This is a genomic window from Lactobacillus sp. B4026, from assembly GCF_026535825.1.
Lineage (GTDB): Bacteria > Bacillota > Bacilli > Lactobacillales > Lactobacillaceae > Lactobacillus > Lactobacillus panisapium.
Window position 1 is genome coordinate 36,859 of sequence record NZ_JAFNPD010000003.1, and the last position, 23,519, is coordinate 60,377.

General features: G+C 39.7%; 19 protein-coding genes, 2 tRNA genes, 2 pseudogenes and 1 riboswitch. Of the genes and pseudogenes, 13 read left to right on the plus strand and 10 right to left on the minus strand.

Annotation, left to right across the window (positions count from 1 at the left end; all coding sequences use genetic code 11):
- Nucleotides 1-180 precede the first annotated feature (180 nt).
- The 7 genes from J3U69_RS03490 to J3U69_RS03520 form a co-directional block, all read right to left on the minus strand.
- The gene (locus tag J3U69_RS03490) at nt 181-1,146 is read right to left on the minus strand and encodes a DUF4097 family beta strand repeat-containing protein (protein WP_267413048.1); all 966 of its coding nucleotides are present in this window, start codon (nt 1,144-1,146) and stop codon (nt 181-183) included.
- Between the two features lie 2 nt (nt 1,147-1,148).
- Nucleotides 1,149-1,787 (minus strand): DUF1700 domain-containing protein, encoded by a 639-nt coding sequence (locus J3U69_RS03495; protein WP_220232621.1) that lies wholly within the window; start codon nt 1,785-1,787, stop codon nt 1,149-1,151.
- Nucleotides 1,780-2,094 (minus strand): PadR family transcriptional regulator, encoded by a 315-nt coding sequence (locus J3U69_RS03500; RefSeq protein WP_103752736.1) that lies wholly within the window; start codon nt 2,092-2,094, stop codon nt 1,780-1,782. Before J3U69_RS03500 ends, J3U69_RS03495 begins: the two co-directional genes overlap by 8 nt.
- Nucleotides 2,095-2,238: 144 nt before the next feature.
- The gene (locus J3U69_RS03505; RefSeq protein ID WP_267413049.1) at nt 2,239-3,324 is read right to left on the minus strand and encodes a DUF4097 family beta strand repeat-containing protein; all 1,086 of its coding nucleotides are present in this window, start codon (nt 3,322-3,324) and stop codon (nt 2,239-2,241) included.
- Nucleotides 3,325-3,449: 125 nt separating this feature from the next.
- Nucleotides 3,450-4,340: an alpha/beta hydrolase gene (locus J3U69_RS03510; RefSeq protein WP_267413051.1), complete on the minus strand. Its 891-nt coding sequence runs from the start codon at nt 4,338-4,340 to the stop codon at nt 3,450-3,452.
- A gap of 301 nt (nt 4,341-4,641) precedes the next feature.
- Nucleotides 4,642-4,717 (minus strand) — tRNA-Lys (locus tag J3U69_RS03515).
- Nucleotides 4,718-5,152: 435 nt separating this feature from the next.
- A tRNA-Lys gene (locus J3U69_RS03520) sits at nt 5,153-5,225 on the minus strand.
- A 138-nt stretch (nt 5,226-5,363) separates the two neighbouring features.
- On the opposite strand from J3U69_RS03520, the gene yycF reads away from it, so the two are divergent.
- The 12 genes and pseudogenes from yycF to J3U69_RS03575 all read left to right on the plus strand — a co-directional run bounded on the left by yycF (nt 5,364) and on the right by J3U69_RS03575 (nt 19,244).
- Entirely contained in the window at nt 5,364-6,080 is a 717-nt protein-coding gene (gene yycF / locus J3U69_RS03525) for a response regulator YycF (protein ID WP_103752739.1), read from the plus strand.
- Between the two features lie 63 nt (nt 6,081-6,143).
- On the plus strand, nt 6,144-8,000 hold the full coding sequence (gene walK / locus J3U69_RS03530) for a cell wall metabolism sensor histidine kinase WalK (protein ID WP_220220544.1): 1,857 nt from the start codon (nt 6,144-6,146) through the stop codon (nt 7,998-8,000).
- The gene (locus J3U69_RS03535; RefSeq protein WP_267413052.1) at nt 7,981-9,315 is read left to right on the plus strand and encodes a YycH family regulatory protein; all 1,335 of its coding nucleotides are present in this window, start codon (nt 7,981-7,983) and stop codon (nt 9,313-9,315) included. The genes walK and J3U69_RS03535 overlap by 20 nt, the downstream gene beginning before the upstream one ends.
- A 2-nt stretch (nt 9,316-9,317) precedes the next feature.
- Nucleotides 9,318-10,139 (plus strand): two-component system regulatory protein YycI, encoded by an 822-nt coding sequence (locus J3U69_RS03540; protein ID WP_267413053.1) that lies wholly within the window; start codon nt 9,318-9,320, stop codon nt 10,137-10,139.
- A gap of 15 nt (nt 10,140-10,154) precedes the next feature.
- Nucleotides 10,155-10,952, plus strand: coding sequence for an MBL fold metallo-hydrolase (locus tag J3U69_RS03545; RefSeq protein WP_103752743.1), 798 nt, complete (start codon nt 10,155-10,157; stop codon nt 10,950-10,952).
- A 57-nt stretch (nt 10,953-11,009) separates the two neighbouring features.
- Nucleotides 11,010-12,221, plus strand: coding sequence for a S1C family serine protease (locus tag J3U69_RS03550; protein WP_103752744.1), 1,212 nt, complete (start codon nt 11,010-11,012; stop codon nt 12,219-12,221).
- Nucleotides 12,222-12,712: 491 nt separating this feature from the next.
- Nucleotides 12,713-13,192, plus strand: coding sequence for a 23S rRNA (pseudouridine(1915)-N(3))-methyltransferase RlmH (gene rlmH, locus J3U69_RS03555; RefSeq protein WP_220220548.1), 480 nt, complete (start codon nt 12,713-12,715; stop codon nt 13,190-13,192).
- An 88-nt stretch (nt 13,193-13,280) separates the two neighbouring features.
- Entirely contained in the window at nt 13,281-14,261 is a 981-nt protein-coding gene (locus tag J3U69_RS03560) for a LacI family DNA-binding transcriptional regulator (RefSeq protein ID WP_220232627.1), read from the plus strand.
- Nucleotides 14,262-14,379: 118 nt separating this feature from the next.
- Nucleotides 14,380-15,792 carry a family 43 glycosylhydrolase gene (locus J3U69_RS03565; protein WP_267413055.1) on the plus strand — a complete coding sequence of 471 codons (1,413 nt, stop codon included), beginning with the start codon at nt 14,380-14,382 and terminating at the stop codon, nt 15,790-15,792.
- 14 nt (nt 15,793-15,806) lie between these two features.
- A pseudogene (locus J3U69_RS03570) lies at nt 15,807-17,225 on the plus strand (PTS transporter subunit EIIC); the annotation flags it as partial.
- Nucleotides 17,226-17,282: 57 nt separating this feature from the next.
- A pseudogene (locus J3U69_RS10400) lies at nt 17,283-17,714 on the plus strand (PTS sugar transporter subunit IIA); the annotation flags it as partial.
- Nucleotides 17,715-17,834: 120 nt separating this feature from the next.
- A complete protein-coding gene (locus tag J3U69_RS03575) occupies nt 17,835-19,244 on the plus strand; it encodes a glycoside hydrolase family 32 protein (protein ID WP_267413058.1) in 1,410 nt (469 codons plus the stop codon).
- Nucleotides 19,245-19,298: 54 nt separating this feature from the next.
- On the opposite strand, the gene J3U69_RS03580 is transcribed toward J3U69_RS03575, so the two are convergent.
- Both J3U69_RS03580 and J3U69_RS03585 read right to left on the minus strand, forming a co-directional pair.
- Nucleotides 19,299-19,952, minus strand: a complete 654-nt coding sequence (locus J3U69_RS03580) for an energy-coupling factor transporter transmembrane component T family protein (RefSeq protein ID WP_220232630.1) — start codon at nt 19,950-19,952, stop codon at nt 19,299-19,301.
- An 8-nt stretch (nt 19,953-19,960) separates the two neighbouring features.
- Nucleotides 19,961-21,328, minus strand: coding sequence for an ATP-binding cassette domain-containing protein (locus J3U69_RS03585; protein WP_267413059.1), 1,368 nt, complete (start codon nt 21,326-21,328; stop codon nt 19,961-19,963).
- 36 nt (nt 21,329-21,364) lie between these two features.
- A riboswitch (TPP riboswitch) is annotated at nt 21,365-21,455 on the minus strand.
- Nucleotides 21,456-21,622: 167 nt separating this feature from the next.
- On the opposite strand from J3U69_RS03585, the gene J3U69_RS03590 reads away from it, so the two are divergent.
- Nucleotides 21,623-22,561, plus strand: coding sequence for an AraC family transcriptional regulator (locus tag J3U69_RS03590; protein ID WP_103752748.1), 939 nt, complete (start codon nt 21,623-21,625; stop codon nt 22,559-22,561).
- Nucleotides 22,562-22,618: 57 nt separating this feature from the next.
- Here J3U69_RS03590 and htpX read toward each other — a convergent pair whose 3' ends face one another.
- Entirely contained in the window at nt 22,619-23,515 is an 897-nt protein-coding gene (gene htpX / locus J3U69_RS03595) for a zinc metalloprotease HtpX (protein WP_220220556.1), read from the minus strand.
- Nucleotides 23,516-23,519: the final 4 nt, after the last annotated feature.

Consider the following 23,519-nt stretch of genomic DNA (forward strand, 5'->3'; position numbering starts at 1 on the left):
GAGTGTTCAGCCCAATACTTTCCATTACTTGCTTAATTATTTAGTTAATTTTGCTAGTTTTATCCAAAACAAAAGCCCTATTAAATAACGGTTTATTTAATAAGGCTTTTTAATTTTTAAGATTCTTGCTTGTTAATCAAGTTCTAGCCAAAAGGTGTTAGCTTGTCAGATGATTTGAATCTAGTTGATTTCGATATCACCGCTTTTACTGATTATTTTGAGTAAAGGGGCGCCATGATAGATTTTCTTATAATGCTTTCGCTGCTCACGACCCTTAACTTCGATATCACTGTCGGAGGTAGTTGATAAATCATAACTGATGTTAGTCATCTGATATGATTCAAAATCACCGTCGTTTAATTTAAAGGTGCTATTTCCAAGCAGTTTTGAATTCTTGATTTCAATATCGCTGTCGTTCAACGAGGCAGTGGTCTTAATTTGGCTACTATTAATTTCCACATCACCAACATCTAAGTAAAGTTTGCTGTTTGCTATTCTTGAATTAGCAATCTTTAAATCTCCTGGGCCTATGTGTAAATCAGCGGTTTTGGCTTTAACCTTAGCTAAATTAAAATCACCGTTGTTAACCCTTAAATCAAGGCTAGCGACATTTAAATTACTCAACGCAAAATTGCCATCAGCACATGTACCAGTAATTGACTTAACCGCGTTTGCGTTTGGGACGGTAATTGCGACTTCGTAGTTGCCATCATTTTTCTCTTGGGTGTCGTGATCTTCAACGGTTAAGATACCGCTTTTTACACCAGTATTAATTGTCTTAATATTTTTGCCGCTGACTTTTACTTGAAAACTGTTGCCTAATGAAATACGGATGTCTGGTCTGCCAGCCTTAAGCTTGATTTTATCAAAGCTTGCTACATTATAAGTTTGGCTTTCATGAAATTGTCGCGATGAATCGTCATCATCGTCGTCGTCATCATCTTCATCATCGTAATCTTCGTCGTCATCGTCATAGTCATCATCGTCGTCGTCTTTATGTTGGGTTTTGTGCTGCCAATTAAGAGTATTGAAAATGCCGGTGTGTGTGCGTGCAATATTTTGATCACCGTGATTGAGCTTACCGATGAATAATAAAATAAAGCCAATAATTAGGATCGCGCCACTTATTTGAAAAAACTTTTTCACGATTAATTCTCCTTCTTCTGGTTAGAATTGGTTTGATAATAATTTTTCTTGAAGAACTTTTTCCCCATAAATTGCATCAGTTTGGCACATTCCGCAATCAAAAAGTTGATTACTTTGGCAATAAACGGCGAGATGAGAAGAAAACCCCCAAGGCAAATAAGGACAATCCCCAGATAATAGCAGCCAGTTGCCCAGTTGCTGGTAAATAAGAGAGCGATTGACTTAAGAAAAGTAAAGCCACCGACAATGAATAGGCTTAATAAAACCGTAATAAAGGCAACAAAGATGGCCGCACAAATAGCAATGAACACAAACAAGAACAAAAAGATGGCCAAAATTAGTGGTATCCCAATCGGGGCAGCGCATAGACCAAGCAGAATATACCAAATAGCCTTTAAATTTGACCGTGGAGCCTTGGCTTTAATTGGAGAAGTATTATTGTTGGTCGAATAATCAGCTAAAATTTTAATTGCTAATTGTTTAGGAGTTCCAAATTCCTGCTCAATAGTTGACCGTCTAACAAAATCGCCATCAAGTAAGTATTCGCGGTAAAACTCAAGGATATCTTGACTTTCTTTTTCTGGCAAATCAGTTAGATTTTGTTCTAACTCAAAGATATAGTCATCAATTACTTTAGTCATTTTCTTCTCCCAACACTTGATCTACTTTATTGTTAAAGTCCTGCCACTCGTCTTGAATGGTTGCCAATAGTGCTAGACCGTCTTCAGTAATGTGGTAATAGCGCCGGTTACGGCCCTGAAATGGTTCATCGTGAGTGGTTAAATAATTATTTTTCTTCAATCTGCGCAAAACCGGATAGATTGTCGATTCGGAGATGTCAAAAACCTTTTGCACGTTTTGCGTTAATGCATATCCGTATAAATCTTCGTGCTTTAAAAAAGCTAAAACCGCACCGTCCAATAAACGAGTAGGTATTTGAATAGCCATGGCTCCCCTCCCCTAATATTATATGTTATATAGCATTCTAAGTTAGAATCTTCAAATTGACAAGATTAAATTACTTTTGACGAAAAAAACAGGGCATCAAAGCTCTGCTTTTTCTGAATCATTTTGTGAACAAAAAGTTTGAATTCATGCCATGATGACGTCACCATTTTTAGCAATCACGCGCAAGGAATCCTTGTCCTTACTTTTACTGTTAAAACGGCTGCCGATACTAGAACCGCGGTAAGTAATGTTGCCCTTTTTGGTCGTTATTTTTAAATTTAGGTCATGGTTCAATTGCTTTAACCGTAATGCCCCGTCTACAACTTGGATAAAGTTGCCATTAATCAGCTGGCTTTGAATGATTCGTAAATTGCCATCTTTAGCAGTAATTTTAAGGTTAAGATGGCATTGTTTAATATTAATATTTCCGTCTTTTAATTGTAGCTCTAGTTGACTGCAAATACTACGTTTGAAATCAAAATTACCATTCCTGGTTTGTAAAACAAAATTGGTAATTTGCGATTGAGTGATGATAGTACTGCCATCTTTTGAAGAAACAGTTAGCTCTTGAGCTATTGTTAAATTGTTAAAAAATAGTTTTCCATCTTGTTTTTGTAGTGAACAATTTTGCAGGTGTAGATTTTGCAAAATAATGCTGCCATCTTGGTTGTTACCACTAATTGAAGTAAGTGAATCAGGCGAGGGAACGGTGACTTCAACCGAACAGCTAGGAAAACGGCGGTTAAGTATAATTCGCCGATTTTCAGGTCTATTTTCCTTCTCCTTGATTAGCAGCACATGATTTTTAAGCTGGATATCAATTGCACAATTGCTATAATCAGCTACATTAATTTTAAACTGTTGGCCCGGATGAATAAATATTTTACTATTCCGGACTTTGAGCCTAATTATAGAGAACTCACCGGGTTGCATTGTTCTTTTTTGCAGTGGAGTCTTTTTAGCGTGAAAATTTAAGAAATAGCCATCACTTGTTTTTTTCTCGTCAGTCGGTGGTGCTGTTATTTGGGTAATCTGCTTATAATCAGCCTTGATTTTTTTGGCAAGGGCGGCGGGAGTACCAAGCTCCATTAAAATCTCTTCTTTGCTTTGGCAATCGCCATTTCTTAAAAATGCACGATAAAAATTGAGTGCATCCTCTTTTTGGGCTGCAGATAACGCATTTAATTGGGTAGCTAGACTAGCAATGTAGTCATCGATTATTTGAGTCATCTTTTTCTCCTATTCTAAAAATTTGAAGTCACTAGTTTTAATAGGGAAATTTCTCAACTATATATAAGTATACGCCATTATTTATTAAATATTTATGAATAATCCTTTTTGCCTAAATTATTCAACTAGTTATGCCACAAAAATTGGTCAATCTTCTTAGCGACTGCTTTATTCTCGTGTAATTTGCTATGCTGACCACCGGGGCCCTTAACTTCAATTTCATGATAGCTAGCGGCTCTTGTTTCTACTAAGTAGCGTAAAGAACGGGCAGAGGTGACGCTAACCGCATCATCTGAATTTGTGCCATCTTCTTTATTGCCAAAAATATTTAAAATGTCTACTCCTCTTGGATAGTCCTTGCGGTGCTCTAATAAGTATTGGTAGGTGGAAGAAGAATATTTCGGCTTGCCCGTTTTTTCAAGGCGGTTACGATTAGGCTGGTCATCCATGCCAATAATCCCGTTAAAAGGTGCGCCTAAATTAACTTGCTTTTTGAGTTTCGGCAACGCATTATTTTGCCCATACTTTATTTGATAAAACAAAAACGTTAAATTGCCCATTGAATGAGCAACAGTATTATAGCGACTGATGTGATATTTACGCTTAAGCAGTAAGAGCAAATTATGAATCCATTCACGGGTTACAAAGTAGTCGTTGTTGGTATTATCTTTTAACACAACTTGAATTAGTGGCCTTTTAGTATTCTTAGGCCAGGAACCTGAGAGCTTAACTTGGCCACTTCGTGAAATTGTGGCTGTCAAAACTCGATGCGCATTGTCATGCTCTTCAGCGTAAGTAATCATGCTGTTAGTTGACCGTGCGCCTGCACCATAACCATGTAAATAGATTGTTGGAATGGTGTCTTGGTGTGCGGCAGTTTTTTGCTGGTTTTGCGTTATTGCTGTAGAAGATGACACGGCAACCTTTTGTTGCTTTTGGCGCCAAGAAAATAAGCCTATTCCGATTAATAGCAATAATAATATTCCAAATAGCCAGCGAGAAGTTTTTTTACCCATAATTAATTTGCTCCCTTCTGCCGAGATTAGTTACTATCAATATAAAAGTGAATGGCATAATAAGCAACTCATAGTGCTTTTAGGTTGATAATAAGTTGGCAATGAACGGCGTGAGTTGTAAACTCAAAAAATAAAAGAGGGAAAATGATTTTCTTGCCGGCATTGAGCGTAAGGTGACGAGCACTGCACTAAAGCAGCGTGTCAAAGAAGTGGTGACTAATATTAAGTAGACGGATTAATAAGCGCTTTCAAAAATAGGCAATAAAAAAAGCACCGACTTCTTGCAGTGCCATTTTCATTATGGTGGGTGGCCAGGGGCTCGAACCCTGGACCCACGGATTAAGAGTCCGTTGCTCTGCCAACTGAGCTAGCCACCCGTTTCTGTTGACCGTTAAATATAATATCAATTATTAAACCATTTGACAAGGTTTTTGTGCAAAATAATTAGCAGAATTTTGTTTTTTGTAGAAAAAGCTTCCATTTTGACTCAAAACTGGCCAAATAAAGAAAAATAAGTAGAGCTTACACGGCTAGATAATGGAAACTATTTTCTGAGTTCTTTGAATGAAGAAGCAGATGTAAAAATGACTTTAAGGAACTTATAAAAGCACTAAAACCATTTCAGTACTAGTCAGCTATTAAAAACCATCCGCATAATTATAGGTAGTAAATCAAAATTAGTGATTAATGATCATTAATATTCATACTGGCAGTGAATTGATTGACATCCAGGTAGAACGTGCTAAAATATTTGCACTTGTTGAAACAAAAGACAGCAATAGGTAATCTATTGCTGTCTTTCATAAAGATAATGGGTGGCCAGGGGCTCGAACCCTGGACCCACGGATTAAGAGTCCGTTGCTCTACCAACTGAGCTAGCCACCCAAATTTGCTGAACTAACGGTCAACGAGAACTATTATGCTATTATTTCAAGTAAAAAGCAAGGTTTTTTATTAAATTTTCGTGACTTTTTTGGCTAAAGTTGCAAAAAACAGTATAATGTTAAGCAAAGGGGGCTTTCGATGCCAAAGAAAATTCTCGTAGTCGATGACGAAAAACCGATTTCAGATATAATAAAATTTAACCTGACTAAGGAAGGCTTCGACGTCGACACTGCCTATGATGGCGAAGAAGCCATCAAAAAAGTTGATGAATATAATCCCGATTTGATGATTTTGGACTTAATGTTGCCAAAAAAGGACGGCTTGGATGTTGCCCGCGAAGTGCGGCAAACACATGATATGCCGATCATTATGGTAACTGCCAAAGATACAGAAATTGATAAAGTATTGGGCCTTGAAATGGGGGCCGATGACTATGTTACTAAACCTTTCTCCAACCGTGAATTGGTTGCCAGAGTTAAGGCTAATTTGCGTCGGCGCAGCATAGTTAAAAAGGTTGAAAGTGCCAACGAAGATACTTCAACTAAAAATATTGCCATTGGCAATTTGGTAATTATGCCTGACGCGTACATTGTAGAAAAAGAAGGCAAAAAAATCGAGTTGACTCACCGTGAGTTTGAGTTACTCTATTATCTAGCTCAGCATATGGATCAAGTAATGACCCGGGAGCACTTACTGCAGACAGTTTGGGGATATGACTACTTCGGTGATGTCCGGACTGTTGACGTAACGGTTCACCGTTTACGTGAAAAAATTGAGGACAATCCAATTCAGCCGCAGATTTTAGTGACTCGCCGTGGCGTTGGCTATTATGTAAAGCAGCCTACTGAAGAATAATGAAGAAAGCCCGCAGAACTAACACGATGCGAGCTTTCTTTTTATATTGATTTGATTAAAAAGATGAAGAAACTAAAAAATAAGTTTAAACATTTAACAATTTCGATTAACACGACTTTAGCCATTGTCTTTATGGCGATGATCATTGCCACAATTGAAGTAATTGGGGCTTATTTTACGCGCCAATTAGAGCAAAATAGTATTGAAAACTTTCAATCTTCAATTCAAGTGCTTCCTATTGTCAGCAATCAGTTGTCCGCACAGCTCTTAAAAGACGACCGGCATACAAACAGCAATTTAAACCGGATTGTTGGCGATTATAGCAATGGAATCGGCACAATTAGTGAAATTATTGTTGTTGATAATAAAGATATTATTCGGGCTGTGTCTAATCTAAATGATAAAAAGCGCATTGGACAGCGGGTCAATAATACGTTGGTCAAGCAGGTTACCTCTACAGGCAGGCAAGCAACTAAGGTAATTAATGACCACGGCGATTTTATGATTCAGGTAACACCGCTCACTGCTGGTAACGGTTCGGCTAATACTGTCGGTGCAATTTACGTTCGAGCGTCAATGCAGGGCGTTTTTAATGACCTACGCAACATTTCATTAATGTTTTTGGTCACTTCTTTGATTGCCGCTGTGATGGGTGCCATCTTGTCTTTAGTCGTGTCGCATGCGATTACTAAACCAATTGAAGAGATGCAGAGCCAAGCACTAAATATTGCTGACGGTGATTATTCTAGTCAGGTAAAAATATATTCTAATGATGAATTAGGACAATTGGGGCAAGCTTTTAATACATTGTCTGTCAGAATCGAGCGCTCACAAGAAGAGTCTGAAAGTGAACAGCGAAGGCTGGATAGCGTCTTGTCTCACATGAGTGACGGGGTTTTAGCGACTGATCGACACGGTAATGTTAATGTTGTTAACCAAATGGCACTTAGTTTTCTGAATACCACCGAGGACCAAATTATTAATAAGCCAATCGCCTCCGTTCTGGGCTTAGATGAAACCTCGCAGGATTTAATAGCCAGTCAAAAAGGTATTGTTTTAACTGTTAATCAGGGCACACGCGATGAAGTGATTTTACATGCTAGTTTTTCACTGATTAAAAGAGTGACGGGCTTTGTTTCTGGTAGTGTTTGTGTTTTACACGATATTACTGAGCAGCAAAAGAATGAAAATTCCCAAAAGCAATTCGTATCCAATGTTTCGCATGAATTGCGTACGCCGCTTACGAGCCTGCACGCCTATATTGAAACTCTGAATGAGGGGGCATGGAAGGATCCTAAGATTGCGCCGCAGTTCTTACAGGTTACCCAAGAAGAAACTGAGCGAATGATCCGGATGATTAATGAACTTTTGAGCTTGTCTCGCATGGATCGTGGGGTATCAAAAGTGGACGTTGAATGGGTCAACTTTAATGACTTCGTGTCTCATATTCTTGATCGCTTCGACATGATTGTAAAAACAGACGCTAAAGAAGGCAAAAAGAAATATACCATTAAGCGGAGTCTAAGCTCGCAGGCGTTATGGGTTGAAATTGATACCGATAAGTTTGCCCAAGTCATTGATAATATTATGAATAATGCAATCAAGTATTCGCCTGATGGTGGTGTGATTACGATTAAATTGCGCCAAGAACGGCAACAGATCATTTTAAGCATTGCTGATCAAGGCCTGGGAATTCCGCGGGAAGATCTTTCTAAAATTTTTGATCGTTTCTACCGGGTTGATAAAGCGCGCTCCCGTGAACAGGGCGGTACTGGTTTAGGGTTAGCCATTGCAAAAGAAATTGTGGAAGAACACCACGGTAAGATTTGGGCTAATAGTAGCGAAGGCAAAGGCTCAACTTTCTATATTGCTTTGCCATATGAACCGATGAGTGAAGGGGATGATTGGGATGAAGTCTAGGTTTAAGTTTAGCGACATATTATTATCGGTTGGTACTTTTATCGTTTTCGCCCTTTCAATCGTCTTGTGGATTTTTATTATGACCAATGATCAGTATTTTAGCCGAATTGATCAGACTAATAATGTTAGTCAAAATTCACGCAGTCGTCGAAGCCGGATCATCTATAATCTTTATTTGCCGACCAGTGCTTATGGCTTTAAAAATGGGCAGCCATACCGCTTATATGATGCTAAAAAGAATTTACCACTCGAATATATCAAAGACCTAAAAGAAGTAAAATATAAAAACATTAGGGAAGTTAGCTCTAATCAAAAAGAATATGAAGCGATGCTCAATGACCCTAAGTATTTACAGTTGACTTTCCCTAATGAAGTCAGTGTGAATTTGTTTACGAAGAAAAATTTAAAAAGTACGGATCAAACATTTCGGCGCTCGTTTATCTCGCCAAGTAATGATGTTCTTTACCTTGGCAATGACAAAACGACAACAATCTATCGCGTTGAGATAGCTAATGCCAACTTTAATCGCTTGCGCGAATATGCCGCTAAGTCACGAGCTAAAAAACCGGTTAAATTTGTGCGGATGAAAAATAGTTACGAAACTTTTTATGATCAACCTGAAAACTGGCGGGTTTATAGTTACTTGACCAACACCCAGACTGATTCTTATTTTGTCTCGCGCTTACTAGGTACGGCAAATGTTACCTCGAGCAATAATAAAAAAGGGTGGACCACGTATTCACTCAATTATTACACCAAATTGCGGGTGCCCGATACTAAAGCTGGCCGGCATGACATGCTTTATACCCGTTATGAAAAGCAGAAAAATTTAAGTGAAAATGACCGCTTGATTGATAGCGTCGAGTATGTGCATAAATTAGGACTAAGTGAGCAGGATCTGCGCTATTTTGATACAACCAAGGACAAGCTAAGCTATAGCAATTACATTGAAGGCATGCCTGTTTTCATGGGGAAACACAGTCCTCAGGTCAGCACGAAATTGACGCAAGATACCGAAGAAGTTGCCTTTAGTAATTTAGAACTGCAAATTCCTATTCCATTTGATGGGCAAACACGGACACTGCCTGCTACTGGCACGGTGATCCAGCGTCTGATTAATGCCGGTTTAAAAAAGACGGAAATTCAGCGAATAATTGTGGCATATCGAATTGAAAAAGATCATAGTCATGATAGCTTGGTCAACTTGATTCCAACATATTACATTAAAGCCTACGACCAGTGGAAGAGTGCGCAAGAATGGGAAAAGCAAGATTTTAATAAGCTAGCGGTGAAAAGTCAGGGAGAAGGTAAGTAATTATGGATAGAAAAAGAATTGAATGGCTATTTTTCGTTGTTTTCCTATTAATTGACCTTTACCTAGGAATCGAAATCTGGCGCTCACCGATTAGTCTAAGTTCGACTGCAGGAACAACTTCCACCAGTATTAGAGCGGAAATGCGGGCAGATGGAATTGACCTGCCCCTGCATCTGTCACATAAGCAGCAGTCAGGCTATTATTTAGCAGCCAAAAATCGGGACTATCTTTCCCGTAAAACTAATGGCTTAACGCAAGTGACAACCCATTATTCAAAAGCGGACAATTCTTTAACGGGTACGCCGAAGGCTGTAGTACTACTCAATGGTGATCGGAAAAAAATCTTGCAGCAGCTAGAAGATTTTAAAAATGACCCAGAAAATGTTCCTTATGGGAAAAAGTTTGTGTACGACCAAAGTATGTCGGGGGATGATACTTACTGCTATGTGCAAAAGACGTCTTATGGTCAAATTTATGATGGTGATGCACAATTGACGATTAATGTGCATAATAATCAGATTACTAATTACACGCTTTCTTACATGGGACCGATTAGTTCTGTGCGTGAATCGCAACTAATTATTAGCCCGTGGCATGCCGTGAAGGCCATGTATACTGACCGTGAAATCAGTAATAACTCGCGGGTAATTCAAGTAAAATTGGGCTATTCTAAATTGACTGAAGTACGTGGCAGCACCATAATGCTTCCTACCTGGTTGATTTTAGTCGAAAGCAAAGCAACCAAAAATATTACGGTTAAACGGGTTAATGCTTTTACAGCGCAAATTTTGCAGAGTGGCTCGTATAATGTCCAGAAAAATTAGAAAGGGAAAATTGGTGTGCGGGTTTCTGTTTTAGCTAGTGGATCGACTGGTAATACCAGTTTGATTGAAACTGGCCAGCATAAAATCCTGATGGATGCTGGCTTATCTGGTAAGAAAATCAAAACGTTATTAGGAGAAGTAGGAGTTGATATTAACGACATTGATATGGCCTTTTTAAGCCATGATCATTCTGATCACAGTAAAGGACTTGGGGTATTAATGCGCCGCTATCCGAGAATTGCGGCATTTGCCAACAGTGGAACATGGGAATATTTAAGTGAGTCGCACAAAATTGGTCAAATTCCCGTCCAGCAAATGAATATTATTGAACCCGGACAAACGAAGACTTTTGGTGATCTTGACGTAACTGCTTTTGCCACTAGCCATGATGCTGCGGAACCGCAGTATTACGTCTTTTCTAGTGCTGGCAAAAGGATGGCCTTTTTGACGGATACAGGTTATGTATCGCAAAAAGTCAAAGCGGTAATTGAAGATGCCGATGCTTATATGATGGAATTTAATTATGATGATATGATGCTCCGTAATGGTCCGTATTCATGGTCTTTAAAACAGCGAATTTTGTCTGATGTCGGCCACTTATCCAATGAGGATGCGGGGCAAGCACTACTTGATGTGGTTTCTAATAAAACAAAACATATTTTTTTAGCACACCGCAGTCAGCACAATAATACAGCTAAGTTGGCCTACGATGCCGCTAAGCAAATCCTAGTCAATGGCGATGCTAATTTACCAAGTGATGTTAAAATTATGTTAACGGATCCAGACGAGCCGACTAATTTAGAACAAATTTAAAAAAATAAGCACATGTTTTTCAGTATACTAAACAAAGATATGTAAAGGAGATTACAAATGGACAATCGAAATTCTGGACGCAAGCAAAATGGTCTGGTTAAAACTGCCATTGTTGGTGTTGTCGCAGGTTTAATTGGGGGCGGCGCTTCCTATGTTGCCCTGGATCAAATTAACAATGCAAATCTGAATAATAATGCACAGACGACTATTAGTTCTAATAGTGCAAAAACATCAAAAAATAGTGCAAAAACTAGTGGTGTAATGACGCCGGCATATAATGACGTGAAGGGTGCTGTTGTTTCCGTTATTAATTTGAAACGACAATCAAGTAGCAGCAGCAATTCGATCTTTGATATTTTCGGTGATGACAAAGATGATAATGCTAGAGGCAAGGGCCGGCTGCAAACATACAGTGAAGGCTCAGGTGTTATCTACATGAAGTCAAATAACAAAGGCTACATTGTTACTAATAATCACGTTGTTTCTGGCAGTGATAAAGTTCAGGTTATGTTGTCAAACGGTAAAACCGTGAACGCTAGAATTGTCGGAACCGATGCTACGACTGACTTAGCTGTTTTAGCAATTGATGGGCAATACGTAACGCAAACGGCTGAATTTGGCGATTCCAAGAGTCTGCAAGCAGGGCAAACAGTTATTGCGGTTGGCTCACCATTAGGAAGCGAATATGCATCCACAGTCACTCAGGGGATTATTTCGGCACCAGCGCGTAGTATTACCTCTTCATCGGCTAACCAGCAAACAGTTATTCAGACTGATGCCGCAATCAATCCGGGTAATTCCGGTGGGGCACTGGTTAACTCCGCTGGTCAGGTTATTGGAATCAACTCAATGAAACTATCGCAATCAAGTGATGGGACTTCCGTTGAAGGAATGGGCTTTGCTATTCCGTCTAATGAGGTTGTGAACATTGTTAACCAACTGGTAAAGAAGGGTAAAATTGTCCGGCCGCAGCTTGGGATCAAGGTAATTGCACTGCAAGGAATTCCTTCAAGCTACCGTAAACACCTCAATATTAAGTCCAACTTGAAGAGCGGCATTTACATTGCGGGTGTGAATAAAAATAGTGCGGCAGCTAATGCAGGAGTTAAAGTTGGCGATGTAATAATAAAAGTTGACAATAAGGTTATTACTGATGTTGCATCGTTACACACCATTTTGTATAATCATAAAATCGGTGATACGGTGACTTTAACGGTTAACCGCGGTGGAAAAGAAATTAATTTACATGCAAAACTTGAAGCAAATTAATCTGGATAATATTCATTAATTGAAGATAAAAAAGGCTATACTTGGCGATTTTAGCTACAAGTATGGCCTTTTTGCTAATAAAAATGATGAGAAACATTAAATAGTTCGTCTTTTATGTCTGTCAAGAAAAAAAGACTTGCTTTTTTCTTGTTGATAACTGTGGAAAACTTTGTGGATTGTGCATAAAGTGGGGTAAAGTGCTTTCGTTTTATTGTGGAAAAACTGTGACTTGTGTGTAAATACTAGTAAAAAGTTGATAATTCAAACAATTGTTCAAAGCGTCAAATCAGTGTTTTACGGGTAAAGTTTGTGAATGTTAACTGTGAAAAGTGTACATGTGGGTAATTTCAGCGGGTTTTTTAGAAATATTTTTTACAAACACAAATTATCCGCCTGTTTACAAAAATGACCACAAAATGTAGTTTTTGCTTGTGCACAACTGTGGAAAAACAAGGTGGAAACAATGAGAATTAGGGGATAAAATAGAAAACATGAATATCAAAATCGTCTGTGTAGGTAAGTTAAAAGAAAAATATTTTAAAGACGCGATTGCCGAGTATCAAAAGCGGCTCAGTCGTTTTGCTAAAGTTGAGTTAGTGCAAGTACCTGATGAAAAAGCACCAGAAAAACTCAGTGCTGCTGAACAAGAAAAGGTTAAAGAACTTGAAGGTCAGCGTATTCTTAATAAAATAAAGGACAAAGAATATGTTTATGTCACTGCAATCAAGGGCAAAGAAAGAACTAGTGAAGCATTTGCACAGGAATTAAAGGATTTGGCTACTTACGGCCACTCTGACGTAACTTTTGTCATTGGTGGCAGTCTTGGTACAAGTCAGGCTGTGAATAAGCGTGCGGATGAATTATTGAGTTTTGGAAAGCTAACAATGCCCCATCAACTAATGCGAGTGGTTCTAATTGAACAAATTTACCGCTGCTTTATGATTAATAGTGGCAGCCCATACCATAAATAAGACAAATTGGGGCCAAAAAGCTAATTTTTCAGGCTCGATAATTTGCCGAAAAAAAGAAGTCAAAATTTAAATTAAGATAGGTTTTAGTATGAAAAAAGTCGGAATTCGTGAAGTCGCGCAGGAGGCTAATGTTTCTACTGCAACAGTATCCCGGGTCTTAAATAATCGGGGATATATTAGCCAAGAAACGCGGGATAAGGTGCAGGCGGCAATGAAAAAGCTGGAATATTATCCCAATGACTTAGCAAGAGCCTTATATAAGAAAAGAACATATACGGTTGGCCTAATTTTTCCCTCAAATGTGCATCCGTTTCAGGCGGAATTGATTCAGGACATTGAATACTTACTGTCAAATCAGGGGTATAAAGTTTTATTGTGCAATAGTCTAAATAATCCGGAAAAAGAAATTGCCTACTTAACGATGCTCAAAAAGAATCAAGTAGACGGCATTATTGTTGGTACGCATAATAAGCATATTGATGGCTATAAGAACACGAAATTGCCGGTAATAGCAATTGACCGTGATTTAGGAAAGAATACGGCAACGGTGTCCTGTGATAATTATGCTGGTGGTCAAATGGCCGTCCAATTGCTAATTGACCGTGGCTGTAAACAAATACTTGATATCCGGGGTGATAGTTCAATCAAGTTACCGGCAAACGAGCGAACAGTGGCTTACCGGGATTTAATGAAAAAATACGGCCTAGAGTCGCATGTTTTGGAGGTACCGTTTGTGTTAGCGGCAGACCAAAAACGGCAAATTATTGAGGATTATTTAGGTAGCCACCCCCAAATTGACGGTATTTTTGCTGGGGACGATTTATTGGCTTCATTGGCTATTTTTTACTTGGAAACACACCATAAAAAAGTTCCTGACGATGTTAAAGTTATTGGTTTTGATGGGGCAAAAGAGACGCTCTTATATAATCCGCGCTTGACGACAATTAGGCAGCCGATTGAACAAATTGCACGGACCGCTACTGAAAAGCTGATAAATGAAATAAACGGTCAAAAAGAAACAGATCAATTAAAACTACCAGTAACCTTATTTACTGGGCATACAGTCTAACTAGCAACGAGCAGAAAGTGCCGTTGCTTTTTTTAGTAATTTTATGTAACCGGTTGACATATGTAACGGGTTGCACTATATTACAAGAGAATGAAAGTGCTAACAAGGAGATAGATTGATGGAGAAAAAAGCAACTAATAAACATGAAATATATTATCAGCCTAAGGATGTGTGGGTTGGCGATATTATGCCTTACGCCAAAGACGGGAAATTTTATATTTACCACCAACGTGATGAACGAATAAATGGCCCGATTACGGATCCCTTCGGGTGGTCGCTGGCAACAACAACGGATTTTGTTCATTATCAAGATTTTGGTGAAGTGCTTAAAAGAGGTAGTGATCAGGACTGGGATCAGTTTATTTATGCTGGATCGGTTTTTGAGGCCAAGGGAACAATTCACGCCTTTTATACCGGCTACAATAAGGAATTTTTGAAAGCAAATAAACCGTCACAGATTTTATTACATGCGACAAGTAACGATTTTGTTCATTGGACTAAGTCAGCTAACGCTTTACAACTGAAACCGCAGCCGGGTTATGACGATCGCAATTGGCGTGATCCTGCCGTGATTTGGGACGAAGAAAACCAAGAGTACCTGTTAATCTTGGGTGCACGCAAAGGTCAGGACAAGCACCGGCTAACGGGACGGCTAGTTAAATATACTTCACCTGATTTAACTAATTGGCAATTTAAGGGCGATTTTTGGGCCCCTAATTTATACACCATGTTTGAAATGCCGCAGCTATTTAAGATGGGTGATTGGTGGTACTTAATTTATTCCGAATACAGCGTTAAAAATAAGGTCTTTTACCGCATGAGCAAGTCTTTGTCCGGTCCTTGGCTTAAGCCCAAAGATGAGGCCTTTGATGGACGGGCATATTACGCTGCGAGAACAGCTTTTGACGGCAAGCGCCGAGTTTTGTTTGGCTGGGTACCAACTAAAAAAGCAAACGATGATATGAATAATTATGAATGGGGCGGTACGTTTGTCCCGCAAGAAATTTATCAGCGCTCGGACAATACGTTGGGCGTGCGACCAATTGAAGAAATTTGTGCGGCCTTTTCTTCACGTAAGAAGCTTGGAAATCAAGAACTAACAGCAGTTGATACGTTGAAAAAGCAAGTTTTAATTCATAATACCGGTGAGCATTTCTACTTTCACAGTACGATTAACTTTGATGAAACGGTTAGTGATTTTTCAATTCGGCTGTATCAAAATCCTGCAACTGATGAATCTTACGAATTTAGGTTTAACTTGGATGAAGGGCAATTAACGCTTGATAAGAATCCGTGCTATCGCTGGTACCAGATGATGGATAAGGGCCTTGACCGGCCAATCAAGCTCAAAGCAAACCATGATTATGATCTGAAGCTAATTGTGGATGATAATATCTTGACTATCTATCTTGACGGGGTGGCATTAAACGCACGCGTTTACCATAAATTCGGTCGAGAATTGGCGGTAACGGTCACTAATGGCCGGCTCAAGCTGCGAGAAAGTGAATTTTCAAATGACTATCAAAAATAAAAAGGAGAAGACTAATGGCAGATTATGACAAGATTGCCCGCGAGGTCCTAAAAGATGTTGGTGGCGCCTATAATGTTGTTAGTGCAACGCATTGTGTTACTCGTTTGCGTCTTATTTTGAAGGACATTAATCTAGCAGATCAAGACGCACTAAATAATATTGAGGGAACAAAAGGCGTTATCTATAATAGCGGTCAATTGCAAATAGTTTTTGGCCCTGGTGCTGTGGAAAATGCTTATGACGCGTTTGTTAAAGTTTCCGGTGCCAAACAGGTCTCTGTTGATCAAATTAAGGACGAAGGGGCGCAAAATAAAAATAAATTTCAACAGGCTTTTAAGGTCTTTGGTGATATCTTTATCCCAATAATTCCGGCTTTTATCGGTGCGGCAATGATCTTAGGCTTGCGCTCATTACTGGCAACTCCAGGGATGTTCGGCATGACCAAATCGCTGGCCGAGCAGAGCGTCTATGTTGGTGATTTTTGCAAGTTTCTAAACGTAATTGCGACAACCTTCAAGATCTTACCGGTCTTAGTAATGTATTCGGCAACCAAGCGGTTTGGCGGCAACCCAATTTTGGGTATTCTAGTTGGATTTGTAATGATATCGCCAGATTTGGCTGATCGTAACGCTTTTGTCTTAGGAAAAGTTCATCCGGAATACTGGAACCTGTTCGGATTGAAAATTGCGGCGGTTGGCTTTCAAGGTGGTGTCTTTGCTGCAATTTTGACGGCATGGTTCCAAGCCAAGGTCGAAAAGCTGGCTAAAAAGTATGTTCCAGAAATGATTTCATATATTTTGGTGCCAATGATCACACTGCTTGCAGCTAACTTGTCACTCTTTTTGCTCTTTGGCCCGCTCGGCTTATGGATTGGTGATGTCCTTGGCGGCGTCATCAACTTCCTTTACATGAAGATGAGTGCTTTTGGTGCCTTTGTCTTTGCGGCAGGCTTGCAGCCATTAGTAGTTACCGGTACACACCAAGCAATTCAGGGAATTGAAGCTAATCTGATTGTTCAAACCGGTTTTGATTATATTCAACCTATTTGGTCCGTTTCAATTATTGCCCAAGGTGGTGGCTGTATTGGAATGTACCTGATTTTAAAGCAAAAATCTAAGGACCGCGATATTGCGATTTCCAGTTTTATTCCAACCCTAGTCGGAATAACAGAGCCTGCCATTTTTGCTGTTAACTTAAAATATAGTATTGTGCCATTTGTTTGCTCCTTTATCGGAGCCGGGTTTGGCGGCGTCTACATGAAACTGTTCAATGTTAAGGGATTAGCACAAGGCCTGACCGTTCTTCCGGGCTTAACCGTTGCTCGGCCAATTGGCCCATATATTATTGGGAACTTGATTGCCTTTATTTTGCCAATCTTCTTTATCTTAATTTGGAATAAATTTAGGCCAATCTTGCCGGAAAATAAGCGCCGGGTTAACCATAAGGAAAGTGAAATTCTTGTACCAACTGATGACAATTCGGTCTTAGCACCTGTTGATGGTGAATATTTACCACTGACGCAGGTTAATGATAAAACTTTCTCGCAAAAACTCGTTGGTGATGGCTTTGCTATTGAACCGGTAACAGGGGATGTTTTTGCCCCGGTTAGTGGTAAAGTGATCTCTGTTTTTCCAACTAAGCATGCTATTACGCTTGAAAGTGAAAACGGGGTTCAGATTTTGCTACATATGGGAATTGATACCGTGGATTTAGGAGGCAAGGGCTTCACCGTTTTAGTTAAAGACGGGCAAGATATTGCAGCGGGTGATCCGCTAGCCAAAATGGACTTGCAGGCAATTAAAGATGCGGGTAAACAAACGACCGTACTGGTGTTGTTCCCAGACTATCAGAAGGGCTTTAATGTGAAAAACACGGCAACCGAGGTAAGCCACGGGAACTTGATGATTGAATTAAACAAATAATTCTTAAGCAAAAAAGAGGACAGTTTTTCTGCGCCTCTTTTGTATTGTTTGTATCACATGAAAAAGTCTGTTTTAATGACAGTGATTAAGATATTCCGCTAGATTAGAAAGGAATTTGCAATGGCTGAAGCTGTTAAAGTTACCAATGAGCGCTATCGCCTCAAGTATCATGTTTCTACGCCGGGGGGATGGATGAATGACCCGAATGGCTTTTCGTTTTTTAAAGGCTATTACCACCTTTTTTACCAGTATTATCCCTATTCCGCACAAAAAGGGCCGATGCACTGGGGACATTATCGCAGTCGCGATTTAGTGCACTGGGAAGAATTACCGATTGCCCTAGCACCCGATGACGAGCAAAATGTTTGTTTTTCAGGTAGCGCGATTGAAAAAGATGGTCGGCTGTATTTGATTTATACAGGGCACCAATATCATGACCTGAATGATCATACGCAGTTTACTGAAACGCAAAATATTGCGTATAGCGATGATGGCATTCACTTTAAAAAAGATGCTCATAATCCAATCATTGCTGCTGCTCCGGCTGATAATACGCAGCATTTCCGTGATCCTAAGGTATGGCGCCAAGGCAAGTATTATTACATGATTTTAGGCAGTCAGGCGGCAAATGGCTTAGGACGGGCGTTAACTTACCGCTCTGAAAATTTATTCGACTGGGAATATTTGGGACCAATTGCTAACGCACAAACTAGTGCGCAAGAGGGCTTTATGTGGGAGTGCCCCGATTTATTTACACTAGGAGACCACGACATTTTATTGTGTTCGCCGCAAGGCATCGAACCCGATGGTTTACGCTTTTTAAACGAGTTTCAAACTGGCTATTTTAGTGGCAAAATGGATTATCAGCAGAACAAATTTGCTCACGGGGCGTTTACAGAATTAGACCATGGACATGATTTTTATGCGGCCCAAACAATGCTTGCCCCAGATCATCGGCGGATTTTGATTGGCTGGATGGATATGTGGAATGCCAACTTTCCGGAACAAGCCGACGGCTGGTCGGGTGCGCTGACAGTTCCACGGGAATTAAGTTATGCTTCTGGTCATTTGTATATGAAGCCGATTGCTGAATTAATGAGTTTGCGAACTGAAAAAATTATGGCTGAAGAGGGAGTGGTAACATCCCTTGAGGTCACGACGCCGGATTCGCAGCATTGTGAACTGCTTTTTGAAGCCGATACGTCATCTTGGTCGGGTAATGAAATTAGTTTTACGCTCGAGAGCAAACAGCAAGATTTGGTTTCATTAACTTGGAGTAAAAAAACTGGGCAAGTAACGGTTATCCGCGCTGATAAACCTGATGGGGATGACAAACGCTATGGCAGTCTCCAAGCTAGCGCAAGCTTAAAACTGCATATCTTCATTGATACGAGTTCGATTGAGTTCTTCTTAAATGATGGTGAACTGGTCTTTTCAGAGCGTTATTATACCGAGAATCAACCGCAAATCTTCTTTAGCGCTGATAAAGGAATTAAGGCAAAAGTCGAAGGTTATACTTTGGCAAAATAAACTCTAGCTAAAAAGAGCGGCAGTGGTGGTTAAAACATCACTGCCGCTCTTTTATTATTTTAATGTAAATAAAGCAATGTTAGTGGCTAATAAAAGACCCGCGGCCCATAACCAATCACTGCGTTTAACGGGAACAGCCACGATGACCGAGCGCTTGGCATCTTCGCGAAAGCCGTGCGATTCCATTCCCTGTGCCAAGTTTTCGGCCGAATTAAGCGCGACTAGGATAGCCTTAAAATAGAGAACGGGAGACCAAAAACTAAGATAAACGCCACGCATCATTGCCGCTGTGCGAATTTGTTTAACGGCAGTTTGCATGCGTGGAATAATGTTGAGTGCTGCTAGGACCCCATATGCGAATTTGCTAGGTAAATGAAAATTTTGTTCAAATGAACGTGCCAATTCTTCGGCACTAGTTTTTTGGGCGACACAGCAGATTGTCAGCGTGTAAACGTAGATTCTGCTAGAAAGACTTAAAGCGTTGGTTAAATTGGGCTGAGGTGCAAACCAGTAGAGTGTGGCAAACACGGTAAAGGCCGCAATTAACGGCACGGTAAAAGTTAACAGGAGATTTTTAACTTTCATGTGGCAGTAAAGCAAATAGCACGTGCAAAAGCCGATAATTAGCACATTGGTAATTAGACTGGTTTTAAAAGATATTTCAACCGAAATAATTAAAGCGACAATGAATTTAAAACTGGGATTCATAACTAGCCTCACTTGTCTACGTATGTTAATTGTTGCTGGTCAAATACAAGGTGGTAATCGCACCAATCTGCCAAATTAGTTAGTTCATGGCTGATAATCAGAAGTGTCTGCCCCCTTTTTTCCTGGCTTTCGCGCAACAGACCCATTACTTTTTGTGCCGATTGGTGATCTAAGCCGCTTAAGGGCTCATCAATTAATAAAACGTCTTGATCAGCAATTAGCATTAATAAAATTTGTAATTTCTTTTGTTGACCGCCCGAAAGTGAGTAGACGACTTGGTCTAGTGTCTGGTCAAGATCAAGGTCTTTCACCTCTTTCGCAATTTTTTGATCGGAATAAAAGTTGCTAGTGCGCATTTTTTTACTTAGGTTAAGCTCATCTTCAACGGAAACGTTAATAAATTGATCACTTGCACTTTGAAATATCTGCCCGACTTGACGCAAATATTTTCGCATGCGTAAGTTGCGAATTTCTTTTTGGCGGTAAGTCAAACTACCAGTGTATGTGAGCATCTTGGTTAGCGCATTGAAAAGCGATGTTTTCCCCACACCATTAGGGCCAGTGATTAGGGTGGCTTTGCCTGCCACAATCTTTAGGTGCTCCTGCTTTAGCAGTAACCGGTTCTGCTTAATTAAGGTATTAGTAAGTTCAAAGCAGCTTGTTTCATTAGTTGGTAGGGCAAAAGAATAATGCTCGTGGTGGTCATTTTGCTGAAGAAGCTGCTTTTTTTCGGCAGTGCTTAAGGCAGTAACCTGGTGACCGGTAAATTTAAACAAACAGTCACAAATACCCTCATAATCGGCTAGAACATGGTCGCTTAGAATAATTGTTTTTCCTAAGTCACGAAGATGAGCCAACTTTTTAATTAAAAATTGGCGGGCAGCAGGGTCGCAACTTGCAAAAGGCTCATCAAGCAGAAAAAGATCGACATCCATTGCAATTAAAACAGCAAGAGCTACTCGTTGCTGCTCACCGCCAGACATAGTATTGATTTTTTGATCAAGCAGCTGGTCGATCTGGGCAAAAGAAGTTGCTTTTTGCAATCGTTTTGAGTAGTGCTCACGGTCAATTTCCAGGTTTTCAAGTGCAAAAATGATCTCTTCACGCGGTGTTGCCATTGTGAATTGCTCGCCAGCATTTTGAAACATCATTGCACTCTTAAGCCCATTAAGATCAACAGTTCCGCTAACTTTACCAGCATATTTAGGATAAAGGCCAGCTAAAATTTTTAATAGCGTCGATTTACCGCAACCTGTTGGCCCGATTAATAAGGAAAATTTGCCCGTCGGGATATTAAGATTAACATCTTGCAAAATAGGCTTTTTTTCATCATATGAAAAAGTAAGGTTTTTAGTTTTCAGCAATTTTTTAACCAATCTAAAAAAGTCGCCATGGCATAATGCCAGGCGACGTTAAAATTCAGTGCTTTTCCCTTCGCTGGCATTATCCATAGCAGGTTCAGTGGGTATATTCTCAGCCAAGATGGCACCCCAATATTTCAGGTCAATTATACATAAAAGCAATTTTCTTGTCTAGTTGCGGCAAATTAGGCGTCGTTAATAGCACTTAAGGCTCAACTTCTATCACAGATGTTAAAAACATATAAATAGCGGCGCTTTTTGCTATATAATAAAATCATGAAAATAAATTACTAATTAGAAGGTGACATCATGGCAGCAGTTAAGCTAGAACAATATTTGGCAAGTGTATTGGATTCAACTAATGCGGATACGAATGAAGTCCGGTTAAAGCCCGGAAACAAGGCCTTTAACCTGTTTAGGGTTTACCTTGAAAATCATAATACGGGTATTCACCGGTACCAAACCAGCAATCCCACAATTCTGTACGAAGCTGAAGGCATGGCAAAAACTAAAATTAACGGACAAAACTTAACTTTAAAAGCGGGTAATTTGCTGTTTTTGCAAGAAAAATGTGGCTATGAGGTCGAAAAACAAGGGAAAAATGATCTTTTGGTCAAATTAGAATTTAGTTCAAAGGTTAATTGCGCGGATTTTTTGGGAGAAAAAGCAACGCTCAATTCACGTGAACAAAAAGTAGCCGAACAGCTTGTTCAAATTCTCAAGACTAAGAGACTATTAAGTTTGCGCTGCTCACAAATGTCGCGCCCGAGTCAGTTAATGAAAAAAGTTATTGATGAATATTTAAACCACAATCTTTTTACGCGCAGTATTATTGCCGCAGAATTGCGAATACTTGTGATTACGGCAATTAGAAATCAAGACTTGGAAACAGCGCCAGCTAATCAACATAAGTTTGCGCAAACGGCGTTAGAACGTTACATTGATGCAAACTATACTGATATTACTTTAAATGAAACAGCAGAACACTTTGGACTCAACCCGAATTACTTTTCCAGTTTAGTTAAGCAAAAAACTGGTAAGAGCTTTGTTGAACATGTCGATGAACGCCGCATGCAGGAGGCACGCAATTTGCTTGCTCGGCCTGACATTTCGGTTAAAGAAATCATTGCGCGGGTCGGTTATAATGGTAAATCGTTCTTTTACAAAAAATTTAATGAATATTACCATGAAACGCCGGTACAAATGCGTGCGGAATTGTTTAGACAGGCCAATATCAATTTAAAGTAAGAGCAATATTTTTATCAAAAAAGGAGCGGACTATTTTGCAGAGCGCTCCTTTTTAAGTTACATTTTTTCCAAACGTTTAATTCGGTCACTTGTAGGCGGGTGACTGTCGAATAAGTGGGTAAGACCATGTCTTTTACGTAGCGGATCTTCGATATACATGCCAGCACTACTTGGATCAGCAGCTTTCATGGGGTCAGAACCGTCAATTTTTGTCAAAGCAGAAATCAAACCGTGAGGATTACGGGTCAACTCAACTGAAGAAGCATCTGCTAAATATTCACGGTTGCGTGATAAAGCCATCTGAGCAAGACTGGCACAAATAGGTCCTAAAATAAGTACAAAGATGATCGCCACGATTTTGAAAATAACGACAATAGTATTGCCATTATCGTTGTCACTGTCGCGATCATCATCAATCCACCAAATATAGCGACTAGCAATGCCTGATAAATATGAAATGACACCAACCAGTACGGCTGCAATAGTGGAAACCAAGATGTCATAATTTCTAATATGTGAGATTTCGTGACCTAAAACGCCCTCAAGTTCCTCGCGATTCATCATGTCAAGTAAGCCCTGGGTGACGGCAACTGCAGAATGGTTTGGATCCCGGCCGGTTGCAAAAGCATTAGGACTAGGATCATTGATAATAAAAACGCGTGGCATTGGTACTTTGCCGACTAGCGCCATATCTTGAACAACGTGCCATAAAACGGGGTTATCTTGTTCATGAATTTCTTGGGCATGATTTAGACTCATAACCATATTAGCGGGATTAGGCAAGACAATTAACATGTAAATCGCACTAAAAATAAGCGCAATAATTACCCCTAATAAAGGTCGATTGCCCCAGATAAAACCTAATCCTGCACCAACTAGGGCGAGAATAATGACGAATAAAATCAAGATGCCAGTAGTTTTGCGTTTGTTGCTGGCAATTTGTTGAAATAACATAAAA

Excerpts from the sequence above, each read along its gene's own strand:
- J3U69_RS03510 (WP_267413051.1), bottom strand. The coding sequence starts at position 4,340 with ATGGGTAAAAAAACTTCTCGCTGGCTATTTGGAATATTATTATTGCTA.
- J3U69_RS03500 (WP_103752736.1), bottom strand. The coding sequence starts at position 2,094 with ATGGCTATTCAAATACCTACTCGTTTATTGGACGGTGCGGTTTTAGCT.
- htpX (WP_220220556.1), bottom strand. The coding sequence starts at position 23,515 with ATGTTATTTCAACAAATTGCCAGCAACAAACGCAAAACTACTGGCATC.
- J3U69_RS03580 (WP_220232630.1), bottom strand. The coding sequence starts at position 19,952 with ATGAATCCCAGTTTTAAATTCATTGTCGCTTTAATTATTTCGGTTGAA.
- J3U69_RS03495 (WP_220232621.1), bottom strand. The coding sequence starts at position 1,787 with ATGACTAAAGTAATTGATGACTATATCTTTGAGTTAGAACAAAATCTA.
- yycF (WP_103752739.1), top strand. The coding sequence starts at position 5,364 with ATGCCAAAGAAAATTCTCGTAGTCGATGACGAAAAACCGATTTCAGAT.
- J3U69_RS03540 (WP_267413053.1), top strand. The coding sequence starts at position 9,318 with ATGGATAGAAAAAGAATTGAATGGCTATTTTTCGTTGTTTTCCTATTA.
- J3U69_RS03560 (WP_220232627.1), top strand. The coding sequence starts at position 13,281 with ATGAAAAAAGTCGGAATTCGTGAAGTCGCGCAGGAGGCTAATGTTTCT.
- J3U69_RS03565 (WP_267413055.1), top strand. The coding sequence starts at position 14,380 with ATGGAGAAAAAAGCAACTAATAAACATGAAATATATTATCAGCCTAAG.
- walK (WP_220220544.1), top strand. The coding sequence starts at position 6,144 with ATGAAGAAACTAAAAAATAAGTTTAAACATTTAACAATTTCGATTAAC.
- rlmH (WP_220220548.1), top strand. The coding sequence starts at position 12,713 with ATGAATATCAAAATCGTCTGTGTAGGTAAGTTAAAAGAAAAATATTTT.
- J3U69_RS03575 (WP_267413058.1), top strand. The coding sequence starts at position 17,835 with ATGGCTGAAGCTGTTAAAGTTACCAATGAGCGCTATCGCCTCAAGTAT.
- J3U69_RS03550 (WP_103752744.1), top strand. The coding sequence starts at position 11,010 with ATGGACAATCGAAATTCTGGACGCAAGCAAAATGGTCTGGTTAAAACT.
- J3U69_RS03505 (WP_267413049.1), bottom strand. The coding sequence starts at position 3,324 with ATGACTCAAATAATCGATGACTACATTGCTAGTCTAGCTACCCAATTA.
- J3U69_RS03535 (WP_267413052.1), top strand. The coding sequence starts at position 7,981 with ATGATTGGGATGAAGTCTAGGTTTAAGTTTAGCGACATATTATTATCG.
- J3U69_RS03590 (WP_103752748.1), top strand. The coding sequence starts at position 21,623 with ATGGCAGCAGTTAAGCTAGAACAATATTTGGCAAGTGTATTGGATTCA.